The following is a 17,377-nucleotide window of genomic DNA, read 5'->3' as shown; positions in this document are numbered from 1 at the left end:
CGTGTTCGATTTGATCTCTGAGTACGACTCCCAACTGCTCGACGCGTTCTGGGTCACCATCAAGCTGACCGTGTTCTCCGCGATCGGCGCGCTGGTGCTCGGCACCATCGTCGCCGCCATGCGGGTCTCACCGGTCCCGGTGGCGCGCTGGGTCGGCACGTTCTACGTCACCGTGTTCCGTAATACGCCGCTGACGCTGATCCTGGTGTTCTGCTCCATCGGCCTGTATTCGACGCTGCGCGTCAAACTGGCCGCCGAAGGACCCGACTCGCTGGCGGAGAACAACTTCCGGTGGGCGGTCGTCGGCCTGAGCGTCTACACCGCGGCCTTCGTCTGCGAGTCCTTGCGCGCGGGCATCAACACGGTGCCGCTCGGCCAGTCGGAGGCGGGCCGCTCGCTGGGCCTCGGTTTCCTCCAGAACCTGCGACTGATCGTGTTGCCGCAGGCCTTCCGTTCGGTGATCGCGCCACTGGGCAGTGTGCTGATCGCGTTGACGAAGAACTCGACCGTGGCCTCCGCCATCGGCGTGGCCGAGGCCTCGTTCCTGATGGCCAAGATGCTCGACACCGAGGCCGCGCTGCTGGCGATCGGTGCGATCTTCGCGCTCGGCTTCGTCATCCTGACCCTGCCGATGGGCTTGCTGTTCGGCTACATCGCCAAACGATTCGAGGTGGCCCGATGAGCCGCGAACCGTCGGTTCTGTTCGATGCGCCCGGTCCCGCGGCGCGGGTGCGCAACATCATCTATTCGGTGATCGTGCTCGCCGTGGTGATCCTGGCGGGGTGGTTCGTCTACCGCGGCTTCGACGAGCAGGGGCAGTTCGACGCCGACAAGTGGAAGCCGTTCCTCGAGGCGGACGTCTGGACGACCTATCTGCTGCCCGGTCTGCGCGGCACGATTGTTGCCGCGGTGCTGTCCATCGTCTTCGCGATGGTGCTCGGCATGATCTTCGGTATCGCCCGGCTCTCGGATCACCGTTCGGTGCGCTGGGTCGCCGGTGCGGTCGTCGAGATCGCACGCGCGATTCCGGTGCTGATCCTGATGATCTTCCTGTTCGCGCTGTACTCCGAGTACAACGTGTTCGAATCGGAGTATCTGGCGCTCGGTGCGGTGGTCACCGCGCTGACCATCTACAACGGGTCGGTCATCGCGGAGATCGTACGAGCCGGTATCCGCTCGCTGCCCAAGGGCCAGACCGAGGCCGCAGCGGCGCTCGGCATGCGCAAGGGCCAGCTGATGCGCCTGGTGCTGCTCCCACAGGCCATCACCGCCATGCTGCCCGCGCTGATCTCGCAGATGGTCGTGGCGTTGAAGGACTCGGCGCTCGGTTACGTCATCACCTACGAAGAGGTGGTCCGCAACGGTTTGCAGCTCGGCGCCGCCAACTCCAACACCATCCCCGCATTGATCGTGGTCGCCATCATCATGATCCTGCTGAACATGACCCTGTCCCAGGTCGCCACCTGGCTCGAACGCCGCCTACGCTCCCGCCGCCGCAAGGGCGGCGGCACCGTAGTGGCCGCCGACTCGGTGATCACCGACGCCGCCCCCGGAGTCGACATCACCAAGGCCCCATAGCCGGCACCCTATTCGGCGCACAGGTCGCGAGTCGCGACCTGTGCGCCGATCGCCTTTCCGCCCGGCAGTTTCGATCGCAATCCGCTGATCGCGAGGTCGTGTCCGCGCCGCTCGAATGCCACCATCCTCGCTTCTGCGACCCTCATATTCACACTCTCGAGGTAATCGGTCGCTGCCATCGCAGCCGCCGTATAGCCGCGAAATGCCCCACTACGCAGCGGCTACGACTAGGTCAATCGGTTGGGGGTTCGGAGGAGCATCGGCCTTCGGCTGCGGTGTCGAGTTCGGTTTTGACGACCGTGTAGGCGGTGGATGGGTTGTAGCCTCTGCGGGCGAGCATGGCGACGAGGCGGCGGATGGCCTTGTCGCGGTCGAGGTTCGCGGGCATGGTGCGGAGTTTGCGGCGGACGAGTTCGGTGGCGCGGGCGTGTTCGTCGTCGGTGGTGACGGCGGCGAGGGCGGGGGCTGCGTCGTCTCGAGATACGCCTTTGCGGCGTAGTTCCTGGGCCAGTGCTTGACGGCCTTTGCCGGAGTAGGTGTGCCGGGACTGCACCCACTGCTGGGCGAAGGCGGCGTCGTCGATGAGGCCGACCTCGGTGAGCCGGTCGAGGGCTTGTTCGCTCACTTCGGCGGTGTATCCCTTGGCGGCCAATCGTTGGGCGAGTTCGGCCCGGCTGCGGGCGCGGACGGCCAGCAGCCGCAGGCACGCGTCTTTCGCCTGCTCGACCGTGCCGCCCGGCTCGCGCTCCGCCTGTGCGCCGTCGACTCTCGTGGCACCGGTGTCGTCACCTTCCGATCGCGCCGCTGGCGAGATGTCCGACGCTCGGGAACGACCACCTCGCCGCCGGCCCCGCGGTGCGGCACTGTCCGACGTATCCCGTGCACCGTCATCGTCGGAGAAGTGCCCACCTCGACCCCGCCTGGAGAACTCGGTCGAGCCTGTCCGCTGCGGATCGGACCTGCCCGACCGAGTTCCCAGTACACCCGCATCGGCCGAACCACCATCGGCCGCGCGGGTCCGTCCCGGTTTCTGGCCGTCCGGCCGGAGACCGGTGGTCTCAGCGATGTCGACGCCGAGGCGCGCCAGCTGCCGTCGCATATCGGCGACCGGATCAGCCGACGCCTCCGGCGCCGCATCTGCCTGCGAAGTGACTTCCCGCGAGGTGAAGCGGGTGCGCCGTGGATCAGAAATCGGCGGGGACCTCTTCGCTCGCCGTCACATCGGCGCCGATGCCGAGTTTCTCCTTGATCTTCTTCTCGATCTCGTCGCGGACGTCGATGTTGTCCAGCAGGAACTTACGGGCGTTCTCCTTACCCTGCCCCAGCTGATCTCCTTCATAGGTGTACCAGGAACCGGATTTGCGGATGAAGCCCTGCTCGACACCCATATCGATGAGCGAGCCCTCCTTGGAGATGCCGTGTCCGTAGAGGATGTCGAACTCGGCCTGCTTGAACGGCGGCGACACCTTGTTCTTGACGACCTTCACCCGAGTGCGGTTGCCGACCGCATCGCTGCCGTCCTTGAGGGTCTCGATACGCCGCACGTCCAGGCGCACCGAGGCGTAGAACTTCAGCGCCTTACCACCGGTGGTGGTCTCCGGTGAGCCGAACATGACGCCGATCTTTTCGCGCAGCTGGTTGATGAAGATGGCGGTGGTGCCGGAATTGTTCAGCGCGCTGGTCATTTTGCGCAGCGCCTGGCTCATCAGCCGGGCCTGGAGGCCGACGTGGCTGTCGCCCATCTCGCCTTCGATTTCCGCACGCGGTACCAGCGCGGCGACGGAGTCGATGACGATGATGTCGATGGCGCCGGAGCGGACCAGCATATCGGCGATTTCCAGGGCCTGCTCACCGGTATCGGGCTGGGAGACCAGCAGCGCGTCGGTGTCGACGCCGAGCTTGCGGGCGTAGTCCGGGTCGAGCGCGTGCTCGGCGTCGATGAACGCCGCGACACCGCCCGCGGCCTGGGCGTTGGCCACCGCGTGCAGGGCGACGGTGGTCTTACCCGAGGCTTCCGGGCCGTAGATCTCCACCACACGCCCGCGCGGCAGGCCACCGATGCCGAGGGCCACGTCCAGCGCGATCGAGCCGGTGGGGATCACCGACACCGGCTGCCGGGCCTCCTCGCCGAGCCGCATCACCGCGCCCTTGCCGAAGCTCTTCTCCACCTGAGCCAGGGCGAGCTCGAGCGCCTTGTCGCGGTCGTACGCCTGTGGTGCCATGTCCTGATCCCCTTTTCGCCGGGTGAGTCTCGTTCTGTGGTTGGCGCCCACATTAGAGGGCGGCACCGACAAGTTCTGGCGACCAGATTAGACGAACAGGTGTTCGAGTCAAGCGACGCGCCCTACGCGGCTACCACTGCGGCAAGGTGGCCCGATCCCCCGCCGCGCGCGGACCGAAGATGCGCCGATCGGATTCGTCGATGCGGACGTCGTTGATGCTCGCCTCCCGGCGTGCCATCAGGCCGTCCGCGGCGAACCCCCACTGTTCGTTGCCGTAACTACGCCACCACCGGCCGGCGTCGTCGTGCCATTCGTACTGGAACCGGACGGCGATCCGGTGGCCGTCGAACGCCCACAGGTCCTTACGCAGCGCGTAGCCGTTCTCCGTCGCCCACTTGCGGGTGAGGAACTCGATGATGGCCGCGCGGCCGGTGAAGTATTCGTCACGGTTACGCCATACCGAGTCGGGCGTATAGGCGGCCGCGACGCGTTCGGGATCCCGAGTGTTCCAGGCGTTTTCGGCGGCGAGCACCTTCGCCTCGGCGGTGGTGCGATCGAATGGGGGCAGTGGAGGTCGCATGAGCTGCCTTTCGGAAGTCGGTCAAGGATTGACGGGTGAGAGTTCGGCGGGCCCCCAGCGCAGCGGACCCGCCGCGGAGGCGTCGACCTCGGTGATGGCGAATTCGATCGAGCACTCGGCGCCCGCCGCGCGCGACTCCCACACCAGCTCCGCGGTGCCGGTGAGCTGGAGGCTCCCGCCGGTGGACCAGTTCGGGACGAGGATGCCGCAGCGTGGATTCACCGCGATCCCGACGTGTCCGGCGGTGAGCTGGGGCGCGATGGCGGTGGTCATGATCCCTCCTCAGGGAATGCCAAACCCTCTTATCAGGTTTGACTGGTTAGACCCTAGGGATAGTCGACCAGCGATGTCAACCGGTGAAATACTTTCAACGGTTAAAAGGAGGTCGCCGCCGTGATCGTGCGTAGCGAACCGTTACCCTCAGGCATGCTCGATCCACGCCCTCACCTCGGTGAACCGTTGGCCTTGGATCTGTTGAACACCCGATGGATCGACAATGGCCCGCAGGATCTGCTCACCGACACGGCAGGTCTGCGCATCTGGCTGAATTCGGCGGGACTGAGCGAACACGCCGCCGACGACGCCACACTCACCGCCGTACTCGCCGCCCGCTCAGCCATCTACGACGTGGTGCGACACGACAACCGGACAGCACTGAACGAGGTGCTCGAACACGGACGGATCCGCCGCGCACTCGCCGAGACCGGCCCCGCCGACCTCCCCGAAATACCCGATCCGGCCTGGCAGCCCGGCTGGCTGGCCGCCGACGACCTACTGCGCCTGCTGGCGAAGGCCCCCGACCGCATCCGTCAATGCGACCACCCCGACTGTGTGCTGTTCTTCTTCGACACCTCGAAGAACGGCACCCGGCGATGGCACTCCATGGCCTCCTGCGGCAACCGCGCCAAGGCCGCACGCCACTACGCGAAGAAGAGTTGAGAACACACGGCCGGGATCAGAACAGCCCGTCGAGCAACCGGTAGTGGACGAAGCCCGCACCACCGCTCAGCCCTCATGAGCATCCGACCATTCCGGTGATCCGCCGAGCAGGGCGGCCATCCGCGGCGGTAGCGGCCCGTCGTCGCGAATCGATGCGGAACCGCTCACCACCGGGCGCGGGGGACGTCGAATTCGGCGCACAGGGCACGCCAGACGTCGCGGGGGTCGATACCGGCTTCGATGGCGGCGGCGCCGGTACGGCCGCCGAGGGACAGGATCACATGGTCGGCGAGCAAGGCGTCACCGCGGGACACACCGAACTCGGTGTGCAACAGCTCCTGGAATTCGGTCAATCGCACCGTGTCGAAGATACCCGCGCGCCGCCGCCACGGCAGCCGGGCCCGGTGGGGCCGATTCCTACCGGGCGGCGGCGAGGAGGGTGTGACACAGTTCGATCGGGTCGGTCACCACCGTCCGGCCCGCCGCGGCCTCGGCCGCCGCGACCGCAAAACCCGGTTCCGCCAGCACCCGCTGCACGGCCGCGCGGACGGCATCGGCGGTCAGCGGACGCACCAGCAGCGAACTGCCATGGCGCACTGCACGATTGGCGAGCTCCCACTGGTCGCCACCGCCGGGAACCGTCACCACGGGAACTCCGGCCGACAGCGCTTTCGCGAGCAGTCCGTGTCCCCCACCGCCGACGACCACCGAGGCGTGCCGGAGCAGTTCGTCCTGGCGGCCGAGGCCGGCGGTGGCCCAGGGCGGCAGATCGGCGGGCGGTTCGTCCAGCATCGACACCGCCACCCGGACACCGGTTCCGTCCAGTCCCGCGAGCACCGTCTCCACCATTCCGGCGACCCCGGTATGCGCGGTGGAGGGCGCCACCATCACCAGCGGCCCGTCACCGGGCGGCGGCTCGAGTATCGCGTCGGTCGGCTCCCACAGCAGCGGTCCGATCAGATGCGCGATGTCCGGCCAATCCGGACGCGGCACCTCCAACGCGGGCAGCGTCGCGATCAGCCGGGCGATCGGCCCCGGATCCTGCCCCGGCAGCCCGACACTTTCCCGCGCCCGCGCCCGCTGCCGCCGTCCCTGTTCGATGGCACGCGCGGTCATGGTGCGCAAGACACCGTCGCGCACCCGGCCGCGCAGCCCGACACCAGGTGCGAGGCCACTACCGATGGGCGGCAACGCCTTCGACGGTAGATACAGCGGATGCGGTGACAGTTCGACCCAGGGCACACCGAGCCGTTCGGCCGCCATCCCGCCGCCCGCGGTCAGCACATCGGAGACCACCAGTTCCGGCAGCATGGCGCCGAGTTCGGGCAGGATCTCGGTCGAGATGTGCGCGGCGCGTTCATGGATGCGCTGCCCGGCGTCGCGATCGTCATCGGTGGAGCGCGGCGCGAGCCCCTTGAGCCTGCGCACCCCGATCCCCGCCGCGCGAGCGGCGTCGAACCAGCGCGGTCCGGTGAACAGCACCGGTTCGTCACCGGCGGCGGCGAAGCGCGAACACAGCGCGATAGCGGGGAACGCGTGACCCGGGTCCGGGCCAGCGATGACGGCTACTCGCATCCGCCCAGCCTGCCACACCGGTCATCGACCACGACGGCCCCTGGCTCAGCCGCGAAAGTAGAACAGCTCGAATCCCACCGCGCGCTCGGCGGGGAAGCCGTCCTTGGGTGCGGTGGCCATATCGATCACAGCGCGCGCCTGCTCCACGATCGGCTCGTCACTCAACGCCGCCAGATAGCGGCCGTGCTCGGCCAGCGAGGCCACGGCCTTGTCGATGGTGTCGGTGACGTCGACGGCATGGGTCATCTTCGGTCCGGCCACCGCCGCCCAGCGCGGCGTCCACGGTTCCAGCTCCGCCAGCTCGCGGAAGATCCATTCATTGCCCGCATCGGAGATCGCGTCCAGCGCGGCCCGCCCGACGGCACGGTGATCAGCGCTGTTGGCGTATCCCGGCGCCCAGGTATCGCCGAAGTTGAACAGCACCACCATCTCCGGACGATGCCGCCGGATCGCCCCGGCGAGATCGCGACGCAGCGCCAGAGTCTCCTCGACGCGGCCGTCCGGGTAGCCGAGGAACTCGACCTCGCTCACCCCGACCACGGCGGCCGAGGCGATCTCCTCACCCTCGCGCAGCGGACCGGCGTCCGCGGGCACCATCCCGGCGATACCGGCCTCACCCGAGGTGGCAAGAACATAACGGATGTCCTTGCCCTGGCCGGTCCAGCGCGCCACGGCCGCGGCGGTGCCGTATTCGATGTCGTCGGGATGCGCGACGATGACCAAGCCGCGCTGCCAGTCCTCGGGTAACTGCTCCATACCCGCCATTCAAACACGCGGGCCGAGATGGCAACGGGCCGTGCGCCATCCACGTCGGATGACACACGGCCGGGGCCGTACAGACGTCAGAGTTTGCTCACGGTGTTGTTGTCCGAACCCGACACCGCCTTGTAGAGCAGGTAGAGGCCGAACACCACGGCGCTGATCACCAGGATCGGGAACAGACCTTTGATCAACGCGCCGATGACGGCCAGCGCGATCCAGACGACGGCGACCACACCGATGATCTTCCACAGCATTTTCGTGCCTCCCAGCGATTCGTTGTCCCTTCGAGCATGGCACCGACTCAGCGATAAATCACCAGGTGAAGGCCGATATCGGGGTGAAGTTCAGGGTTCACCCCTAGCCACGGAGCATGGTCGGGTCAGTAGTCAGAATCAGCCCGAGCGCAATGGTCGTCCGCCGCGCGGGCCGGTCCTACCGTCGCGATCATGACGACTTCCCCGGCGACCACCGCCACCCCGCTCAACGACATCACCGCAGCCACCACCGCCGCCGTCGCCGAGGATCCGCGCAACGCCCAAGTGGTGTTCCGCGCGTCCGCGACACCGCAGGGTCGGGTGGCGAGTGCGATCACGTTGCGCAGCCACACCCTGGTGGTGGACGAGCCGCCGACGCTCGGTGGTGCCGATACCGCCGCCAATCCGGTCGAGGTGTACCTGGCGGCGCTGCTGTCGTGCCAGGTGGTGACCTACCGGTTCTGGGCCCAGCGGCTCGGCATCGCCATCGATGAACTCCGCCTGACCGCCGAGGGCGATCTGGATGTTCGTGGCTTCTTCGGCCTCGACGACTCGGTGCGGCCGGGCTTCCAGGAGGTTCGGGTGACGGTGCGAGTCAGCGGGCCCGAGACCGACCAGCGCTACACCGAACTCCAGCAGGCGGTCGAGGCGCACTGCCCGGTGCTCGATCTGACCACTGGCAATACCCCGGTGCATTCCACGCTCGAGATCACACACTGATCCCCGCCGGGCCGCCGAGCCCGAAGCAAAACGTCAGCCCGATTCGACGCGCACCCGGTGCAGCGGCGCGTCCGGATCGAGCGTGACGCCGATCGCCCGCAAATGGTGATCGATCAGCAGCCAGGCCTGCGTGGTGAGTAGTTCGACCAGATCCTCGCGTGAGGTCTCCCGGTAGGTGAGCCACCACTGCACGGTGGCGTCGGTGAGGCCGAGCAAGGCCACCACCAGGCGGTCGGCGGCGACCGGATCGGCGTCGAAGCGCGGTATGTAGCGGGCGGCGGCCGCGGAGATCTCCGTGGCGAACGCGCTGCCGCCGATCCGCGGATCGTCCTTGCCGCGACGGTAGTTGCGTCCCAGCAGGAACCGGTACAGGTTCGGGTGTTCGCCCGCCCAGCCGACGTGTTCGACGATCGGCGCCCTGATGATGTCGAGCGGGGTGCCGTCGACGCCGAGCCCGGCGCGGATCCGTTCGGTGATCTCCAGATGTGCCCGTTTGGCCACCGCCCGGTCGAGTTCTTCCTTGCTCGCGAAATGGCGGTAGAAGTGGGTGCGGTTCAATCCGGCGCGGTCGGCGATCTGGCCGGTCAGCGCATCGGGACCGTATTCGGCGATCGCGGCGACGGCGGCGTCGACGATCGCGGCGCGCCGTTCGTCACGCGCCGTCGCGCTCGATCCGGACCGCCGCGATTCGGCGGTATCGGTCCATCGCTGTCGTTCCACGTCGCGCCACGCTATCGGAGGTAGGGCCCGCATCCGGTGGTGGGGCTTGTCACATCGGCCGGTGTGGGACACACTGTACCCGTTATTCCCGGTAACGAATACTGCCCCGGGGACCGCTCAACGGGAGGACACCCGATGACCACCTACCGGTCGTGTTGGATGAACGAGGATCTCGACGCGCTGCGCGAACTGGCGCGGGCCTTCTTCGAGAAGGAGGTCGCGCCCAATGTCGACAAGTACATCGAGCAGCACCATGTCGACCGCGACCTGTGGAACAAAGCCGGTGAACTCGGTCTGCTGTGCCTGTCGATCCCGGAGGAGTACGGCGGCGGTGGCGGCACCTTCGCCCATGAGGCCGTGCTGATCGAGGAGCAGGCCCGCGTCGTCGATACCGCCTGGGGGCAGAGCCTGCACAACGGGATCGTCGCGCACTACCTGCTCGCCTACGGCACCGAGGAGCAGAAGCAGCAGTGGCTGCCGAAGATGGCCAGCGGTGAGGTGGTCGGCGCCATCGCGATGACCGAGCCGGGTACCGGGTCGGATCTACAGAACGTCAAGGCCAAGGCGGTGCGCGACGGTGACGAGTACATCGTCAACGGATCGAAGACCTTCATCACCAACGGCGCGCAGGCCGACCTGATCATCGTGGTGGTCAAGACCGACACCAGCCAGGGCGCCTCCGGTATCAGCCTGGTACTGGTCGAGGCCGATCGACCCGGTTTCCGGCGCGGCCGGGTGCTCGACAAGATCGGCCAGAAGGGCCAGGACACCTCCGAACTGTTCTTCGAGGACGTGCGCATCCCGGTGAGCAATCTGCTCGGCACCACCGAGGGGCAGGGTTTCATCCAGTTGATGCAGCAGCTGCCGCAGGAACGGCTCATCATCGCCGTCGGTTCGGTGGCGGGCATGGAGGTCGCGCTCGAGCACACACTGCGCTACACCAAGGAGCGTGAGGCGTTCGGCCGCTCGGTGTTCGGTTTCCAGAACACCAAGTTCAAGCTCGCCGAGGTCGCTACCGAGGCCAAGATCGCCCGCGTGTTCACCGATGACTGCATCGCCAAGCACATCGTGGGCGAACTCGATATCCCCACCGTCGCGATGGCCAAGTGGTGGACCACCGAACGCGCCATGTCGGTGGCCAGCGAATGTCTGCAACTGCATGGTGGTTACGGCTATATGACCGAGTACCCCATCTCCCGCATGTGGGTCGACAACCGCGTGCAGATGATCTACGCGGGCACCAACGAGATCATGAAGGAAATCATCGCCCGCTCCCTCTGAGCAGGTCATCAGCGAAACAGTCGGCCCCGGAGCGCACGCTCCCGGGGCCGACCGCTGTTCGGCGACGGTCAGCGACCGTGCGGAGGCAGCGGAGCGGGGGCCTGTCGGTCGGCGATTTCGGTAAGGGCCTGGGCCCAGCCGTCGAGGCGGTCGGCGGCGTGCTGGAGTTCGGCGACGATGCCGTTGAACTGGTAGGCCACCACCGCGCTGTCCGGCACGGCGAGGACGCGGCCCGCCGCGGCGACCAGCTGTTCGTATTCGGCCACACCGGATGCGAGGCGGTCGAGGGCGGCACCGGCATTCCCGGTGAGCGCGGTCGCTGCCGCCGGGTTGGTGGGGCCGACGGTGGCCGCGGCGCGTTCCATTGCGACGATATCGGCGGCGAGGGCATGTAATGCCGCGGCGCCGGAGCGCGCGGTATCGAGCAGATCGTCGAGTTCGTCGGGTGGTAGCCGATGTGAGCGGGCGATCTGCGCGGCGAGATCGTGCATGGCGCGCTCGGCCCGCACCAATCGCAGGATCGGCGCGCGGGCGCCCGACCGCACACCGGGAGCTTTACGTGCGATGAACGCCGCCTGCGGTAGGGGCTTGCCGCGCAACCGCAGATAGCGGCGGGCGCTGAGCGCGGTGCCGGTGACCAGGGCCACCGCACCACCCCCGACCACGACAACGGCCCATGCGGGGGCCGAGATCACCACCAGCCCAACAGTTCCCACCGTGGTGAGACCGGAGACGGTACCGAGCTGCATACTGCGCCTGCGGGCACGACGACGTTTACGCAGCTCGCGTTCACGTGGATCGGCCCAGCGCCGCACCGCTCCGAGGGCGTGCTCGCCCGCTTCGCGCAGCGTATCCGGCAGGTTGGCGGCCTGTATGGCCCCGAAGGGCGGCGTTTGTGTGATGTTCGTGCCGCCGACGCGGCCGCGTGATTGCTTGCGGCTCATGTCCATCCTTCCGCCGACGCCACCGCGGCCGTCGCACCGGACGGCCGGTATCCGGGGCGGGTGCGGGCGCCCACCGGTCTACCGGACGCCCGCACACTCGCCACCATCGTTGTTCCTCGCGTCCAACCCGCTACTGCTGTGCGGTCTGGCCCTTGTTCATCTGCGGCTGCGGCTGGGCCGGATCGGCCTGTGCCTGCGCCGGGTTGATCGCCGGTGCGGCGCCGCCCGAGGGCAGCGCGTCGCCGCGCATCGAGGCACGGATCTGTTCGAGCTTGCTGTGCCCGGCCATCTGGATGCTGGCCTGCTGCACCTCGAGCATCCGCCCCTGCACCGTGTTCTGCGCCAGTTCGGCCGAACCGAGCGCGGTGGCGTAACGGCGTTCGATCTTCTCGCGCACCGCGTCGAGGCTCGGGGTGGAACCGGGCGCCGACAGCGTGGAGTCCATCTGCTGCAACGAGGCGCTGACCTGCTCCTGCATCTTGGCCTGCTCGAGCTGGCTGAGCAGCTTGGTGCGCTCGGCGACCTTCTGCTGCAAGAGCATGGCGTTCTGCTCGACCGCCTTCTTGGCCTGCGCGGCGGCCTGCAACGACTGATCGTGGAGCACCTTCAGGTCTTCGACCGACTGCTCGGCGGTGACCAGCTGGGCAGCGAACGCCTCGGCGGCGTTGGTGTACTGGATCGCCTTCTCGGTATCGCCCGCCGCGGTGGCCTGATCGGCCAGCATCACGGCCTGACGGGCATTGGCGTTGAGCTTCTCGACCTCGTCGAGCTGCCGGTTCAGCTTCATCTCCAGCTGACGCTGGTTGCCGATGACCGACGCGGCCTGCTGTGAGAGGGCCTGATGCTGGCGCTGGGCTTCCTCGATAGCCTGCTGGATCTGGACCTTCGGATCCGCGTGCTCTTCGATCTTCGAATCGAAGAGGGCCATCATGTACTTCCAGGCCTTGACGAACGGATTAGCCATCGATTGATCCCGCCTCCATCTGCTGCGCCGCTGTGCGCGACTCCAGTGCGCGACCGTCACGCACCCGATATATGCCTATCCTCCACCATGTGGCCCTGGTTCGGACCGAGCCCGCGAGGATGCGGGGGCTCGACCCGTTCGGCCACCTATGACGAATCTATCCGTTCTTGCGGGTGGGCCGCAGCGTTGCCACGGCCCATCCCGGATTTCGGGCTCATGCGTCCCCGATTCCCGGCTCACGCACTCCGCACCAGAACCAGCGTGTCCGAGCGTGGCGCGGGGATGACGATCCTGGTGTCACCGTCGATGTGTGGGCGGGCACCGGCCACCGACATCGTGGCCACGGCGGATTCGGACTCGGCGGCCGCCTCGACAGGTTCCGCCGCGCGCTCGGCGCCGTCCGGCTCGGGCAGGGCCTCGGCCGCGACCGGCTCACGCGCATCGTCGACGCCGGCCATGATCGTGCTCACATCCCACAGCACCCGCGACAACGGAACATCGAGGGCTTCGCAGATCGCGGCCAGCAGCTCGCTGGAGGCCTCCTTGCGGCCGCGTTCGACCTCGGACAGGTAGCCGAGACTCACCCGTGCGGACGTGGACACCTCCCGCAGGGTCCGCCGCTGGGCGAGACGCGCACGCCGCAGACTGTCACCGATCGCTTCTCGCAGCAGCGCCATCTCGGTCTCCTAACTCCCTGTTTCCAGGCCGTCGGCGCATATACGCCGTTCTTTCTGGCACAACGTTCCGGCGCGCCCGGTTGGTTCCCGAGCGAGGCATCTCGCCCGCGAACTCAGTCCGAGGCCGCCGGTCCGCGCACGCAGCGCAGGAGTTCGGCGACCGCGGTCCGCGTCGCACCGAGTCTGATGTTCCACCGGTCGCCGGACAGTTTCAACCGCATCACCTCGGTATGGCCCGGCCCGGCCAGCCCGAGGAACACCGTTCCCACCGGATATCCGCCCTGCCGATCCGGTCCCGCGACACCGGTGAGCCCGACGCCCCAGTCGGCGCCGCAGCGGGTACGGGCGCCGACAGCGAGCTGTTCGGCGGTACTCGCGGCCACCGGACCCTCGTTCGCGAGCACCTCGGCGCCCACACCGGCCAGGCTGTGTTTGAGGTCGGTGGCATACACCACCAGGCCGCCGCGCAGCACCACGCTGGCACCGGGGACGCCCGCGATGGTGGCGCTGAGCAGGCCAGCGGTCAGTGATTCGGCCGTGGCCACGGTCTGACCGGCCGCCGTCAGCGCGGCCACCAGTTCCGCGGCGGGCACGCCGACGGTGAGCGGATCGGTCATGTGGGACGGGTGCGGGCCGATCCGGCGAACCAGACGCGCGCCGCCTGCCCGACGTAGTCGAGTCCGGTGGCGACGGTCAGCACCAGCGCCACCCACATCAGCGCCATCCCCGCGGTGGCGAACCCGCCCGCGAGCGGCAGCACGAGCACCGCGATCGCCAGCGATTGCACCAGAGTTTTCAGTTTGCCGCCCCGACCGGCCGGGATCACGCCGCGGCGCACCACGATCAACCGCAACAGCGTCACCCCCAGTTCCCGCCCGCAGATCACGATCGTCATCCACCAGGCCAGATCACCGAGCACGGACAGTCCGATCAGGGCGGAGCCGATCAGCGCCTTGTCCGCGATGGGGTCGGCCAGTTTGCCGAAGTCGGTGACCAGACCGTATTTGCGGGCCAATTGCCCGTCGAACCGGTCGGTGATGGCGGCCAACCCGAACAGCGCGGCCGCGGTGATCCGCCAGCCGGTGTCGTGCCCGCCGCCGGCGAACAGCGCGAGGACGAACAGCGGGACCAGGGCGATCCTGGCCATGGTCAGCACATTGGCGATGTTCAGCAGCGGAACGGCGGGTTCGGCGGGCGGTGGCACCAGGCTCGGGCGCAGCGGCGCGGGGCCGGACCAACCGCGATCCATTTCATCGGGTTGCACGCTCATGGCCGCCTCTCGGTCCAGTCGCGCTGCCCGGCGCGATGCGTTGAGCGGTACGACTGGGTGTGCGGCACATCTCCAGACTATCGGTAGCGGGGCCGACTACTGTGCACCCCATGACCTCACGGGGACCACTGAGTGGTTCGACCAGCGACGCACCCGCCGTGGTGCCCGCCGATCCGGCAGACGCGGCACTGTCGACCGCGCCAGCCACCGCATCGGCAGGCGCCCCTGATCGTGTTCCGACCATGCGCCGCGCCCGAACCTCCGACGTCCCCGCGATCAAAGCCCTGGTGGACGTCTATGCGGGCCGGATCCTACTGGAGAAGAATCTGGTCAACCTGTACGAGGCGGTGCAGGAATTCTGGGTGGCCGAACTGGACGGCCGGGTGGTCGGCTGCGGCGCACTGCACGTGCTGTGGGCCGACCTCGGCGAGGTCCGCACGGTCGCGGTCCATCCGGACGTCAAAGGCCACGGTGTGGGCAAGCTCATCGTGCGGCAACTGCTCGAAGTGGCCAGGGAGCTGGAACTGAGCCGGGTGTTCGTGCTGACCTTCGAGGTGGAGTTCTTCTCCCGGCACGGGTTCGTCGAGATCGACGGGACGCCGGTGACCGCCGAGGTGTACGCCGAGATGTGCCGCTCCTACGACACCGGTGTCGCCGAATTCCTCGACCTCAGCTACGTCAAGCCGAACACCCTCGGCAATACCCGGATGCTGCTCACCCTCTGAGCGGTCCGCACCACCCTTCGACAGAAAGCGATCGATCGTGCCGCTGTTCGCCGTCCACTACACCTACACCACCGAGACCGTCCCCGGCCGCGATGAGCACCGCCCCACGCATCGCGCCTGGCTGGCCGACCGACTCGCGGAGGGCACCCTGCTGACCAGCGGACCGTATCCCGACGGTTCGGGCGCGCTGCTGGTGTTCCGGGCCGATGACGAGGCCGCGCTGCGGAAGCTGCTGGCCGAGGATCCGTTCGCCGGGCAGCACCTGATCACCGACGTGAAGGTGAACGAATGGCTGCCCATCTTCGGAGCGATGAGCGACGCATGAGCCCGGTGGCGCCGGTCGGAACACCGGACCGGCGCCACCGGGTTGCCGCTACTTTGCCGACTGTTTGGTGCGCAGCAGACTGGCCACGGTCGCCACCACCAGGATGCCGATGATCACCGTCAGCGAGAACGCGGTGGAGATCTCCGGCACCGTGACGTGTTCGCCACCGTTGATGAACGGCAGCGTGTTCTCGTGCAGGGCGTGCAGCACCAGCTTCACCCCGATGAACGCCAGGATCGCCGACAGGCCGTAGGACAGGTACACCAACCGGTCGAGCAGGCCACCGATCAGGAAGTACAGCTGCCGCAGGCCCATCAGCGCGAACGCGTTGGCCACGAACACGATGTAGGGCTGTTCGGTCAGGCCGTAGATGGCCGGGATCGAGTCGAGCGCGAAGAGCAGATCGGCGAATCCGATCGCCAGGAGGGCCAGCAGCATCGGAGTGACGACGCGACGGCCGTTCACCCTGGTCAGCAGCTTGTCACCGTCGTATTCATCGGTGGTCGGCACCAGCCGTTTGGTGAGCGCGACGATACGACTGTCGCGCTTCTCCTCCTGTTCGACCTCATGCCCACTCTCGCGCAGCAGTTTGACCGCGGTGTAGACCAGGAACAGGCCGAACAGGTAGAACACCCAGCTGAAGGCGCTGATCGCGGCGGCGCCGACGGCGATGAAGATACCGCGCATCACCAGCGCGACCACGATGCCGATCAACAAGACTTTCTGCTGGTAGATCCGCGGCACCGCGAAGGTCGACATGATGATCAGGAAGACGAACAGGTTGTCGACCGAGAGCGCCTTCTCGGTGACGAAACCGGCGTAGTACTCCCCGGCATACGTCCCGCCCCACTTCCAGGCGATGAAACCACCGAATGCCAGCGCCAGACCGATGTAGACCGCCGACCAGAAGCCGGACTCCCGGAAGGTCGGCTCGTGCGGTGTGCGTACGTGGGCGAAGAAGTCGAAGACGAACAAGCCGAGGATCACCGCGATGGTGATCCCCCACTCCAGCGCGGTCACCTGCATGGTGCGCTCCGATCGGCAGTAAGCATCATGGCGTCAATCATGCCCGATTTGCCTGATTTGCTCGGCTTGCGGGTTGGTTGCTCACCATGATTTCACATCCACCGGTGGTCACCGCGCCGTGAGGGCCATCCCGCTTGTGGGTCCGCCCTCGGCCGCCGACCGAGGACCGGTCCGTCGACCATCGGGGCCGTGGCCGAGGCCCACGCGGTCGACACCGACGAACCTCGGTGACGCACGGGTGCGCACTCACCGCCGCGGTCGGCGGATGGGCAAAGCGTCAGCAGCAACCGAGCACGGTGGCACGATTCGGAAATCCCGCACAAGCGGCGACAAACAATTCGGAGACGAAAAAGGCTTTTCCCGAACATTATTCGGGTGCTACTTTGGTAACCGTCATCGAAACAACCGACACACCAACACTTCCGGCGAAAGGCTCGAGCCATGAACGCGCAGCGCATTCACGAGCGGCAGTTGTGCCGACTCGGCGTCGCACGTCCGCTCGGTAGCTTCCGCATGCCCGAGGCCTCGCTGTATGCCGATCGGCGCGCCCGGAGCGGCCCCTAGCTCGATCCACGCGATCCAGCAGGGCCATTCCAGGCGATGAAGCCAGGAATGGCCTTTTTTTTCGTGTGCCCATGAAAGCACGCGAAAAGACGGCAGTATGCCCGAGTGGACGAAAGGGCCTGACTGTAAATCAGGTGCATTACGCCATCGGAGGTTCGAATCCTCCTGCTGCCACCCATTCCTGCCCACGGAAAGCCTCGACGGAGGTCACTCCTCGTCCGATCCCGCACGCCTCACGACAGTGCGGATCG

At 67.4% G+C, this 17,377-nt stretch carries 22 protein-coding genes and 1 tRNA gene; 8 read left to right on the top strand and 15 right to left on the bottom strand.

Annotation, left to right across the window (positions count from 1 at the left end; all coding sequences use genetic code 11):
- Position 1 precedes the first annotated feature (1 nt).
- Positions 2-682, top strand: a complete 681-nt coding sequence (locus tag QH168_RS04080) for an amino acid ABC transporter permease (RefSeq protein ID WP_280233040.1) — start codon at positions 2-4, stop codon at positions 680-682.
- Positions 679-1,578 carry an amino acid ABC transporter permease gene (locus tag QH168_RS04075; protein ID WP_280233038.1) on the top strand — a complete coding sequence of 300 codons (900 nt, stop codon included), beginning with the start codon at positions 679-681 and terminating at the stop codon, positions 1,576-1,578. Before QH168_RS04080 ends, QH168_RS04075 begins: the two co-directional genes overlap by 4 nt.
- Before the next feature lie 232 nt (positions 1,579-1,810).
- Here QH168_RS04075 and recX read toward each other — a convergent pair whose 3' ends face one another.
- From recX to QH168_RS04055, 4 genes are all read right to left on the bottom strand, one after another.
- Positions 1,811-2,392, bottom strand: coding sequence for a recombination regulator RecX (recX, locus tag QH168_RS04070; protein ID WP_432421029.1), 582 nt, complete (start codon positions 2,390-2,392; stop codon positions 1,811-1,813).
- A gap of 370 nt (positions 2,393-2,762) precedes the next feature.
- Positions 2,763-3,800, bottom strand: a complete 1,038-nt coding sequence (gene recA, locus QH168_RS04065) for a recombinase RecA (protein ID WP_280233036.1) — start codon at positions 3,798-3,800, stop codon at positions 2,763-2,765.
- Between the two features lie 130 nt (positions 3,801-3,930).
- Positions 3,931-4,380 (bottom strand): nuclear transport factor 2 family protein, encoded by a 450-nt coding sequence (locus QH168_RS04060; RefSeq protein ID WP_280233035.1) that lies wholly within the window; start codon positions 4,378-4,380, stop codon positions 3,931-3,933.
- Positions 4,381-4,401: 21 nt separating this feature from the next.
- A complete protein-coding gene (locus tag QH168_RS04055) occupies positions 4,402-4,653 on the bottom strand; it encodes a pyridoxamine 5'-phosphate oxidase family protein (protein WP_280233034.1) in 252 nt (83 codons plus the stop codon).
- Between the two features lie 153 nt (positions 4,654-4,806).
- Between QH168_RS04055 and QH168_RS04050 the strand changes: the two genes are divergently transcribed.
- Positions 4,807-5,319, top strand: coding sequence for a CGNR zinc finger domain-containing protein (locus QH168_RS04050; protein WP_280233033.1), 513 nt, complete (start codon positions 4,807-4,809; stop codon positions 5,317-5,319).
- Between the two features lie 164 nt (positions 5,320-5,483).
- Here the strand turns inward: QH168_RS04050 and QH168_RS04045 are convergent, their stop codons facing one another.
- From QH168_RS04045 to QH168_RS04030, 4 genes are all read right to left on the bottom strand, one after another.
- A complete protein-coding gene (locus QH168_RS04045; protein WP_280233032.1) occupies positions 5,484-5,678 on the bottom strand; it encodes a DUF3046 domain-containing protein in 195 nt (64 codons plus the stop codon).
- 58 nt (positions 5,679-5,736) lie between these two features.
- On the bottom strand, positions 5,737-6,894 hold the full coding sequence (locus QH168_RS04040) for a glycosyltransferase (RefSeq protein ID WP_280233031.1): 1,158 nt from the start codon (positions 6,892-6,894) through the stop codon (positions 5,737-5,739).
- 45 nt (positions 6,895-6,939) lie between these two features.
- Positions 6,940-7,650 (bottom strand): PIG-L deacetylase family protein, encoded by a 711-nt coding sequence (locus QH168_RS04035; RefSeq protein ID WP_280233030.1) that lies wholly within the window; start codon positions 7,648-7,650, stop codon positions 6,940-6,942.
- An 86-nt stretch (positions 7,651-7,736) separates the two neighbouring features.
- On the bottom strand, positions 7,737-7,910 hold the full coding sequence (locus QH168_RS04030; RefSeq protein ID WP_036538118.1) for a hypothetical protein: 174 nt from the start codon (positions 7,908-7,910) through the stop codon (positions 7,737-7,739).
- A 192-nt stretch (positions 7,911-8,102) separates the two neighbouring features.
- Here QH168_RS04030 and QH168_RS04025 point away from each other — a divergent pair, with 192 nt between their 5' ends.
- Positions 8,103-8,630 carry an OsmC family protein gene (locus tag QH168_RS04025; protein ID WP_280233029.1) on the top strand — a complete coding sequence of 176 codons (528 nt, stop codon included), beginning with the start codon at positions 8,103-8,105 and terminating at the stop codon, positions 8,628-8,630.
- Positions 8,631-8,663: 33 nt separating this feature from the next.
- Here QH168_RS04025 and QH168_RS04020 read toward each other — a convergent pair whose 3' ends face one another.
- Positions 8,664-9,350 carry a TetR/AcrR family transcriptional regulator gene (locus QH168_RS04020; protein WP_280233028.1) on the bottom strand — a complete coding sequence of 229 codons (687 nt, stop codon included), beginning with the start codon at positions 9,348-9,350 and terminating at the stop codon, positions 8,664-8,666.
- A 135-nt stretch (positions 9,351-9,485) separates the two neighbouring features.
- Between QH168_RS04020 and QH168_RS04015 the strand changes: the two genes are divergently transcribed.
- Positions 9,486-10,631, top strand: coding sequence for an acyl-CoA dehydrogenase family protein (locus tag QH168_RS04015; protein WP_280233027.1), 1,146 nt, complete (start codon positions 9,486-9,488; stop codon positions 10,629-10,631).
- Between the two features lie 68 nt (positions 10,632-10,699).
- Here the strand turns inward: QH168_RS04015 and pspM are convergent, their stop codons facing one another.
- The 5 genes from pspM to pgsA form a co-directional block, all read right to left on the bottom strand.
- The gene (gene pspM, locus QH168_RS04010; protein ID WP_280233026.1) at positions 10,700-11,575 is read right to left on the bottom strand and encodes a phage shock envelope stress response protein PspM; all 876 of its coding nucleotides are present in this window, start codon (positions 11,573-11,575) and stop codon (positions 10,700-10,702) included.
- A 130-nt stretch (positions 11,576-11,705) separates the two neighbouring features.
- The gene (gene pspA, locus QH168_RS04005; protein ID WP_280233025.1) at positions 11,706-12,539 is read right to left on the bottom strand and encodes a phage shock protein PspA; all 834 of its coding nucleotides are present in this window, start codon (positions 12,537-12,539) and stop codon (positions 11,706-11,708) included.
- Between the two features lie 236 nt (positions 12,540-12,775).
- Complete coding sequence (locus QH168_RS04000) at positions 12,776-13,216, bottom strand: helix-turn-helix domain-containing protein (RefSeq protein WP_280233024.1); 441 nt, start codon at positions 13,214-13,216, stop codon at positions 12,776-12,778.
- A 113-nt stretch (positions 13,217-13,329) separates the two neighbouring features.
- Complete coding sequence (locus tag QH168_RS03995; protein ID WP_280233023.1) at positions 13,330-13,833, bottom strand: CinA family protein; 504 nt, start codon at positions 13,831-13,833, stop codon at positions 13,330-13,332.
- On the bottom strand, positions 13,830-14,486 hold the full coding sequence (pgsA, locus tag QH168_RS03990; protein WP_280233022.1) for a CDP-diacylglycerol--glycerol-3-phosphate 3-phosphatidyltransferase: 657 nt from the start codon (positions 14,484-14,486) through the stop codon (positions 13,830-13,832). Before pgsA ends, QH168_RS03995 begins: the two co-directional genes overlap by 4 nt.
- Before the next feature lie 242 nt (positions 14,487-14,728).
- Here pgsA and QH168_RS03985 point away from each other — a divergent pair, with 242 nt between their 5' ends.
- The gene (locus tag QH168_RS03985) at positions 14,729-15,211 is read left to right on the top strand and encodes an amino-acid N-acetyltransferase (protein ID WP_280233146.1); all 483 of its coding nucleotides are present in this window, start codon (positions 14,729-14,731) and stop codon (positions 15,209-15,211) included.
- 37 nt (positions 15,212-15,248) lie between these two features.
- On the top strand, positions 15,249-15,536 hold the full coding sequence (locus QH168_RS03980) for a YciI family protein (RefSeq protein WP_280233021.1): 288 nt from the start codon (positions 15,249-15,251) through the stop codon (positions 15,534-15,536).
- Positions 15,537-15,584: 48 nt separating this feature from the next.
- On the opposite strand, the gene QH168_RS03975 is transcribed toward QH168_RS03980, so the two are convergent.
- The gene (locus QH168_RS03975; RefSeq protein ID WP_280233020.1) at positions 15,585-16,562 is read right to left on the bottom strand and encodes a TerC family protein; all 978 of its coding nucleotides are present in this window, start codon (positions 16,560-16,562) and stop codon (positions 15,585-15,587) included.
- A gap of 655 nt (positions 16,563-17,217) precedes the next feature.
- Here QH168_RS03975 and QH168_RS03970 point away from each other — a divergent pair.
- A tRNA-Tyr gene (locus QH168_RS03970) sits at positions 17,218-17,300 on the top strand.
- Positions 17,301-17,377: the final 77 nt, after the last annotated feature.

The sequence above is a fragment of the Nocardia cyriacigeorgica genome, from assembly GCF_029868385.1.
GTDB classification, from domain to species: domain Bacteria; phylum Actinomycetota; class Actinomycetes; order Mycobacteriales; family Mycobacteriaceae; genus Nocardia; species Nocardia cyriacigeorgica_F.
Note: the sequence above shows the minus strand (reverse complement) of the source record. Positions and strands in the feature narration are given on the sequence as shown.